The sequence below is a fragment of the Leptolyngbya sp. FACHB-36 genome (genome assembly GCF_014695955.1).
Taxonomy (GTDB): Bacteria; Cyanobacteriota; Cyanobacteriia; order Leptolyngbyales; family Leptolyngbyaceae; genus FACHB-36.
The window spans coordinates 1-7,839 of record NZ_JACJPG010000371.1; the positions used below are offsets into that span (position 1 = coordinate 1).

5 protein-coding genes, 2 tRNA genes and 1 pseudogene are annotated in these 7,839 nt (G+C 53.0%); 1 reads left to right on the forward strand and 7 read right to left on the reverse strand.

The features are described from left to right. The 5 genes from H6F43_RS10380 to H6F43_RS10400 all read right to left on the reverse strand — a co-directional run. On the reverse strand, nt 1-728 hold a 728-nt coding region (locus tag H6F43_RS10380), incomplete at its 3' end, for a hypothetical protein (RefSeq protein ID WP_190342703.1). A 349-nt stretch (nt 729-1,077) separates the two neighbouring features. Then, complete coding sequence (locus H6F43_RS10385; RefSeq protein ID WP_190342704.1) at nt 1,078-1,926, reverse strand: hypothetical protein; 849 nt, start codon at nt 1,924-1,926, stop codon at nt 1,078-1,080. After that, entirely contained in the window at nt 1,926-3,713 is a 1,788-nt protein-coding gene (locus H6F43_RS10390; protein ID WP_190342705.1) for a hypothetical protein, read from the reverse strand. Before H6F43_RS10390 ends, H6F43_RS10385 begins: the two co-directional genes overlap by 1 nt. A gap of 109 nt (nt 3,714-3,822) precedes the next feature. Then, nucleotides 3,823-6,762: a hypothetical protein gene (locus tag H6F43_RS10395; RefSeq protein ID WP_190342706.1), complete on the reverse strand. Its 2,940-nt coding sequence runs from the start codon at nt 6,760-6,762 to the stop codon at nt 3,823-3,825. A 205-nt stretch (nt 6,763-6,967) separates the two neighbouring features. Further along, on the reverse strand, nt 6,968-7,117 hold the full coding sequence (locus H6F43_RS10400; RefSeq protein ID WP_190342707.1) for a hypothetical protein: 150 nt from the start codon (nt 7,115-7,117) through the stop codon (nt 6,968-6,970). Between the two features lie 426 nt (nt 7,118-7,543). Between H6F43_RS10400 and H6F43_RS10405 the strand changes: the two genes are divergently transcribed. Continuing rightward, a tRNA-Cys gene (locus tag H6F43_RS10405) sits at nt 7,544-7,614 on the forward strand. A 29-nt stretch (nt 7,615-7,643) separates the two neighbouring features. Here the strand turns inward: H6F43_RS10405 and H6F43_RS10410 are convergent. After that, a tRNA-Lys gene (locus H6F43_RS10410) sits at nt 7,644-7,715 on the reverse strand. Nucleotides 7,716-7,750: 35 nt separating this feature from the next. Beyond that, a pseudogene (locus H6F43_RS10415) lies at nt 7,751-7,839 on the reverse strand (IS1 family transposase); the annotation flags it as partial.

A 7,839-nucleotide genomic window follows, 5' to 3' on the forward strand; every position in this document is an offset into this window, starting at 1 on the left:
CCCCATTGATATTCTCTGGCTTCTTCTTCCATGCTTTGATTGATGGTGGTGCGGTTGCCGCTGGTGCCACCAAAAAACCACCTCCAAACGGAGGCAAAGGCTCCCTGACGCCGTGTACGCTTTGTAAAGTCTTGGGTAAACTCTAGAAACTTACTGGCAATAAACCAGATATGGACTTCGATCGGCGGAAGCTTTACGGGAGCATACAGATCATAAGCAACCTGAACAAAGCCACCCTGATTCTGAAGCGCCTGTTCAAAAAACGTTGCGCCGAGATCGGTCAACTCGACGGTAAATGGAGTAATGTTGCGTCCGTAAAGAGAGGGCTTACCAGGGTTGAAAACTCCTTCAACAAACTTCTCACCAATGTTTTCAATATTTAGCTTGGCGGTTCCCTTGGTGTAGGTCATCGCGCCAATTTTTGCTTCTGGTTTAGGATCTCGGTTAGGAAATCTCTGAGCCAGCTCTTCGTTCAGCTTTTTAACGATCGCCGCTCGCTTTTCCTCTGTCACCGAGAATTCTACATCGCACACCAGAAAGCCGCCGCCTTTAGATCCATCGGTGCGATCGATCGGCATCCGATATTTGTAGTAGGCAAACGATGGCTTTCCTGTGTCGTTCATGCGAAACCGGGGAACATCCGGCATCAGATAAAACTTTGTTTCATCTTCATCGTCACTGTAGATAGTAATGCCTTCAAGTACGCGAATCTTGTCGATCGCCAGCATGGGGGTTCTCCTAATAAATTGCTAGATTGATCACACACTTGGTCGCAGCAAACTCAGCTGCCTGTTTCCATTAGCGGTAGGCGCATCAGATAATGCCAATTCTCTGAATTTCAGCTACAAATCAAACGACTAAAACGTAGCCGAACTCAAGCTTCTGCAATTCCGTAGCTTGCTTCTCGCGCAGCGAGTATTCCAAACTCTGAACTCCGAATTGATATAGCTCAGTTTGCTGTCAACCGATCACTGTAATGATCTCTGAGAGGAACAGCATAATGGGGGTAAGGTTTCTCTCCATGTACACATTATGAAAAGCTCTTTTGCCGTACCGCAGTACCCTCAGGGGTACTCTTCACGCGCTGAAAAGTTGCAGATAATCCAAGCCGTTGCCGTTAAGAAACCAAGAGTTAATATCTGCCGATCTCGTTAGCGACATCGGAACCGAGTCTGTCACGGCTGCTGTGGCGCAAAACTCGGATTGGTTCTGCACAGTGCTGCCCTGAGCCAGCTGTTGGAGTAGTTTGGCGGCGCGTTCCTTTGCCAACTGCTCGGCTTTTTGGCGCAGCGATTCAGACGCGTTTGGAGACTGCGATCGCGTCAGGACAAGCTGATTTTGGGCGATCGCGGCTTCAAGCTGCTCCAAGCAGTCTTGAACCGAGGCATCTTTGGGCAACCGCTTCAGCAACGGAGTCACATTTCCAGAAATCGCGACCTCCGCGATCGCCTGCTTCGGCAGAGCGGCATAGTACGTCACCGTCAGCAAATCTTTGCGTCCATTGAACGCTGAGACAGCTTGCGCCTTTTGCTCATTGGAAAGCTGCACGCTAAAGATTGCAGAAAATGGCGGATATCCTGACGATTTTGTGGTTCCTAAGCATTCCGGTTTTCCGGCAGCGTTGCTTAACGATAGCTCTACCCGCTCCACTTCCACTGGAGCAGGTAATAATTGCAGCGACTCCAATTTCAGAGCCGGAAACTGTTGCAGCACCGCAGTTTTGAGCGCTTCTAGCTGGTTGGTGGGCACCTCCCACTGGCTGCTTAATTGCAGCATCGCCATCTGATCCAACACGAACAGGGAAATTGCTAGACTGCCGTTGGCGTTGCGTTGGGAAACCGGAGCAGCGGGAATGAAATAAACCGTGGCTGGATCGGCATCGCTGGCATAGTAGACGATGCCTTGATAGGAAAATTCTTGAGACATTATGAGCCTCCGAGGGGCTGAGCAGAAAGTTTGAGCGGCAAAGCAGACGATCGGACTAGAGACCACGGCAGCGCAGCCGAACCCGGTTCTGATCGCGGACGATAGCGATAGCCGGACTGAAACGGCGAGGCGGCAAACCAGCTCCAAATTTGGCGAGGATTACCAGGAGTCAGCAGCATCAGGCTGGCAGCCGTTTCTGGCTCCTGTTCTGGCAGCAGCTCGATCGCGTAGAACGGCACCCCCTGCCCAAATTCGCACTCCACCTGGAGCGTCTGCGGACCGTATTCCACAAACGAGTGCAGTCCCAGCTGATAGCGTTCGGCGGCAAAGGCGGGAAGATGCAGCATTTTTCCTGCGGTCGATCGCGCCGTAAATTCTAGCGTCGGATTTGTGGCAGTAGGCGGCAGCGCCAGCGCGATCGTAGGCTGGGCGGCAGTTAGCTCAAATGCCTGACTCAAAACCATCTCGCCTTCCTGCCAGCGACAAACGCCCTCAACCGCTGCCAGACTTAACAGCGATCGCGTTGCTGAGACGGGCAAAAACCGCACCGGAAACTGATTTGGCTGAAGCAGTAGGCGACTGCCCTGATGCAGGATTTCGGCGCTATGGAACTGCCGCACACCTTGGGCATCTTGCAGCACCACTGAGGTCGAAACCCGGTAGGTCGGCTTTTCCACAGGCGACAGCCGCAGCCGCAAACGGGCGCGATCGTCCGGCGCTGTAAATTCTGCGGAGTCCAAAACGGCTTGCGGGCGGTGAGGCAGCGCGGGCGGCGATCGCAGCGTCACGCCAACCGATAAAACGCCCAACCGATTCGCAGGCAAATTTGCCGCCGCTTCCACCATCACGGCTCCAGTGGGCATCGGTGGCACAATCGCCTCCCGGAACACGGCTTCTACGCCATGTGCCTGCACCACCTGAGCCGCCGCTTCCAACGGGTGCAGCGAGAAGCCGATCGTGCGCCGAGTTTGCAGCGGGTGCGCTAAATTCCACTCCACTCGATCACTGGGGTCGATCGCCAGCGCAATATAAGAGTTGCCGTCATTGACGGGTGCTGGGATTGCAGTGCCATAGGTGGCACGAATCCAGTCCAGCAGAACGACAGCGATTTCATCTGGGTTCGGAGTGTCGCCGCCGAACTCTACAGGCAACTGGGTGAAATTGCGGCGCAGAAACTCGATGATCTGCTCGCAGGCGACTTGACGCGACTCTCCCAGTGCTGCGAGTGGCTCCAGCAGCTCTGCAGGCTTAAATCGTACCTGCAGCGGCAGACGAGGAGCCACGCCCACCAGTTCCATCTCAGCGCGGGCAATCAGCTGCAGGATGTTGCTCGTGAGCGCTTCTTTTAGCAGCGTTGCGGTGGTACCGGATACTCGCAGGCTGTAGCGGGCAGTAGACAGTCCATTCCAAGCCAGCGGAATCGGTGCAGTCAAGTCGGCTGGAATTGAATTGATCGAGGTAGCCGGATAAATCTGCAGAAATCCTGCGGCAAAAAGGGCAGGCTGCACGGTTGCCTGCGGATGCAGCCGCCGCAAAGTTGTGAGCGCAGCGGTAGTCGGGTAGCGCGGCTGGAGGCGAAAATCCAGAATGCCGTAGGGCTTGGGTGGCAGGTTTGGATTTTGTCCGCGCACCAGCGTTAGTGTGAAGTCCAGTTGGCTCTCGTCACGCTGGCTGATGGCGATCGCGTCCGGCAGCAAAACAAACTCACCGCCTTCGTAGGGATAAAAGAGTTGGCACTCTTCAGCCTGAATCGGCTGATAGAAATCGGGCAATCCGCGCAGCGACATGGGACTTATACCAATTCGGAATTCGGAATTCGCAATTCAAAATTGCAGAAGCTGGATTTCGTCAACGTTTCAGTCGTTTAATCTGTGGGTGGAATTTGGAGAATCGGTATTACGGATTTAAGGAGGGTAATTTGTCGGTGGTAATCCACAGCATTTCGGAGGTTTCGGTTCGCCAGACATTCGGTGGATCTTCCCGACGATCGCCGTTGGTCAGAATCAGGGTGATGCGGTATTCCGTCACGCCTTCATCGGGAGTATTGACGAATCGATCGCGAATCGGGCGTTGAACGATTTGCTCTGAGGTGAACTGCGTGCCATCGCGATCAAAATCTACCGCCCCGCCGTGTTTTAGATCGACGCTAATCGTGCCGATGCGATCGCCAAACACAGCTTTGGTGGTTTTGATGGTAATTGGACGCTTAGCGGGCGCAGTGGTTTGTCCCTGAATAATCGAGTCGAACACGCGCCCCGGATCGGCTAATACCCGCACGCGGCTTAAATCAAACACCAGATTCGGCGGACTGGTGAGCGCGATCGGCACCGATGCCACGACTGAAAATGTCAGAGTTTGTCCGGGTTCTAACGTGACAGGCAGTGCGGCACTCCAACCGCTGATCGTGCTAGGTACCGGGGCACCGTCGCGCATTAGCTTCACATCCAACTGCTCAATTCGCAGCGGACTTTCGATCGCGTTTTTTAGGGTGACCCGCACCGATCCGCTGGTGCTATCCACTTCGTAAATCGGGTCGAACCATTCCCCTACCATGTCGTTAATGTGAGCGTGGAAATTAATCACTTCGGTGCGTGCGCCCGTCTGCTCATCGGGTAAATCGACCACGACCTGTCCCTGAAATAGCTGCGTACTCTCGCTAAACAGGGCATCATAAACCGTCTGAAACGCTTCTTCCGACAGCGTGCGCGAATCTCGAAAGCCCGTTCGCAATTCCACTAACACATCGGGACGCTCTTGATTTGTTGGAATTCCATCAGCATTCGGCAAGCCCAGAAACAAACGCGGCTTGCTGGCAACCAGCGGTTGAAACACCACACCACTGACGCCAACCGGCAGCGGCTGCGGCAGGTATTGGCTCAAGGTTTTTGCAGCGGTTTCTAGTCGAGCCGCATTCACGTAGGGAAACGCCCAATAGTCGATCGTGGCTCGGATCTCACCTGTTGTCCCGACAGGAGTAAACCGCACAGCAATCATTGGATAGTGGGGCGACTCCGGACGGCGAACCAGTTTGAAGCTGTCAGGCAAATAGTAGAATACATATTTCTGTACGGGGTCTTGGTAATAGCTGTGGATGCCCACCTGCCGCAGAATGGGCTTAAAGGTTTGCCCCGTGCCCGTAATGCCGTGAAAAATGTAGGAATACAAATTGGCAGGAAACACAAACGGCGATCGCGGCTGCATATCGCTGACTCGCGTTACCTGACGGTAGAGCGGTTCTGAGGAACCCGGACGATACGTGACCCACTGAATCTGAAGGTTATAGCCATACTTCAGCACCTGTACTTTGGCGTAGTTGCCGCTGTTTGTGCGGACGGCAAATACATTTCCGTTGACCAATTGGTTGGGACCGATCGGTCTAGGCACAATGGGTGGAGTCTCGTGCGGCGCTCGGATGGCAAGCAATGCCTCATTAGAAATTGAGCCATCGATCGGCACGGTACTGTATGGCAACTTCTGAAGCTGCGACACAGAAATGGCATTAAAATCGCGAACTCCCAGATTGACCAGTTGTGCATTACCGCGAGGAACCAAGTAGCGAACGGTATCTGTCTGCTGCTGCCACCAAACATCCCCATCGTTAGCAACTTCAGTGCCCGTATCAAAATTAAATAGCCACGTTCCTCGAATCACTCCGCTTCCTGAAGAGACGATCGTCCCATCATTCCCAGTCGTCGGTGCGGCGGTGCTGACAGGGTTGGACGTGTAGAGGCGCTTCAGCTGTCGGTCATTCAACGTGATATAGACGGAGGCAGGCGGCGACTGATCCTTCGCCACCGCAAACCACAAGCCGTTCAAATCATTGGCAGAGGAAAGAGCGCAAAATCCATACAGATAGGCACCCCCCTGAGCATAGATATCAACCCAAGTGCGAGCCGAATTTCGATTCTGTCCACAGGGCGGCAGATCGGGAGCAGGAGCGAACAAATCATTGGGAAAGGCCGATCTGTTGCTGACACTCAGCAAATAGCGAGTCCATTGTTTGCCGCCCGCTTCATAGGTTTCGGTGCCCTTTAATTGCAGTTGTGGAGCGGGTGGGTTATCGCTGGGGGCGGGCGGTGGACTGGAGGCAGACAGGGGAATTGCCACGTTGACCGATCGCCGCACAGTTAAACTGGCTCCGTAGGCTGCCTCGGTCAGCACTTGATACAGCAAATCCCGCTCGTCGCGACTGGCGATCGTCAGCGTCGCGCACACACCACCGGGTTCCGGCACGATCGCCTGAAACACCCATTCTTTTTGCCCACCGTTGGCATCTCCAGACACTAATCGGTGCTGCAAAATCACGCTAACCGTGTGAGTGAGTTCGATCGCGCTCCTCACCTCGATCGGTAATTCGGGCGCGGGATATTTTTCTAAATGAATCACCAATTTCCACGCCTGTCCATCGGGTTCCAGCGACATCTGGAGTTGCTGATTGCGCTCTAGTAACCGATATCGCGGCAAAAAGAATTTCTTCGCAGCATTTTGTGGATCTTCAAACAGCAGGACATCGGAAACATCAATACGTGGGCTGATCGGTAAGGTGACTTGTGCCCGCGGAATGCCGCCTTCTGGCTCCCGAATTTTTGAAATTGAATCTGCCAGTTTCGGATTAATCCAACGTGCTTTGTCTGGAGGAATCGTCAGCACCGGATCGGTGGTTGGCAAGCGGTAAATTGGCTTTGTCGCGATCGGAATATTGGGGTTTTTTACAACAATATCGATCGGTCTTTTTACAATATCGATCGGTCTTTTTACAATATCGATCGGTCTTTGAGCCGGACCCACTTCTAGCACCGGAGCTGCCTGAATCAGGTGTGTTGTTTGCTCGTTCAATACAACAGGGTTGGATATTTCAGTTGAAAGGCGATGATTCACAGCAACTCCTTCGGGCCATCGGGCGTTTAAAAAGCTTCTAGTCGCATTATGGGAAGCATTTAATGCCTTTGGCAGTACCCCGATGGGTACTTCATTCTGATGGAGTCTCGGTTAAAAGGCTTGAGGAGTAATGGAACGGAAACTCACATCACAGTTGAAACACTTAAAAAAAGATGTAGAAAAAAGGGACAGACTCAATACGCCTAGCAGATAGGATCGTGATCGGAAAGTCTTGCAGCATAGAGATCGGCACATAGGCGCTCATCGATGCTCCGATCGCCCTTCCTGACAGTTCGGCATCGCCCTGTGCCATGTGAAAATTGCTGACAAAGAGGATAGTACATCTAGCTGCACAACCAAGCGTCAGTTTCCCTCAAGCGAGTTGTATTCCCGCTGCACTACAGATGGCTGACTGCATTGAATTCTGCTTGTCAGGTTTCGGCAGGACGCAGCACGAGCCATTCAGGGCTAAGGTTGGTACCTTGATTGTCATTTGTTGCCTGGCAGTCAACCGATTATTCAAGGATAATTACTCTGAGGAAGGAATTGGTCGCGGCGATCGTGCCAAGCGTCTTAAGGCAGGCGGGGACGACTACGATTTGATCAAGATCTTGTCTCAGGCAGCTTTTCCCTCTCAAATAATGAAGAAATGTATGCATTTACGCCAGTTTTTCGTGACTTTCTGGTGCAAACCGAAAACACAAGTGTTAATATAATCTCCTATGTAGGTTTGGGTTATGGCGGCATCGCCAAGTGGTAAGGCAGAGGTCTGCAAAACCTCCACCCCCAGTTCGAATCTGGGTGCCGCCTTAAATGTACGTTTGTACGGTCGCTGAACATGGGTCGCCCAGGGGTTGAACCTGGATCTCTCCGCTTAAAAGGCGGCTGCATATCCGCTCTGCCAACGACCCAGAGGGTCTGAGGCGTTGCTGAATGGTGGGAGGAATCAAGCAGGAATGGGAACATCCCAAAATCTCAAGTAGTGAAGTAGCAATCGGATGGAGTGCCTCAGCATTTCTTCTGATTTGGAGTAGC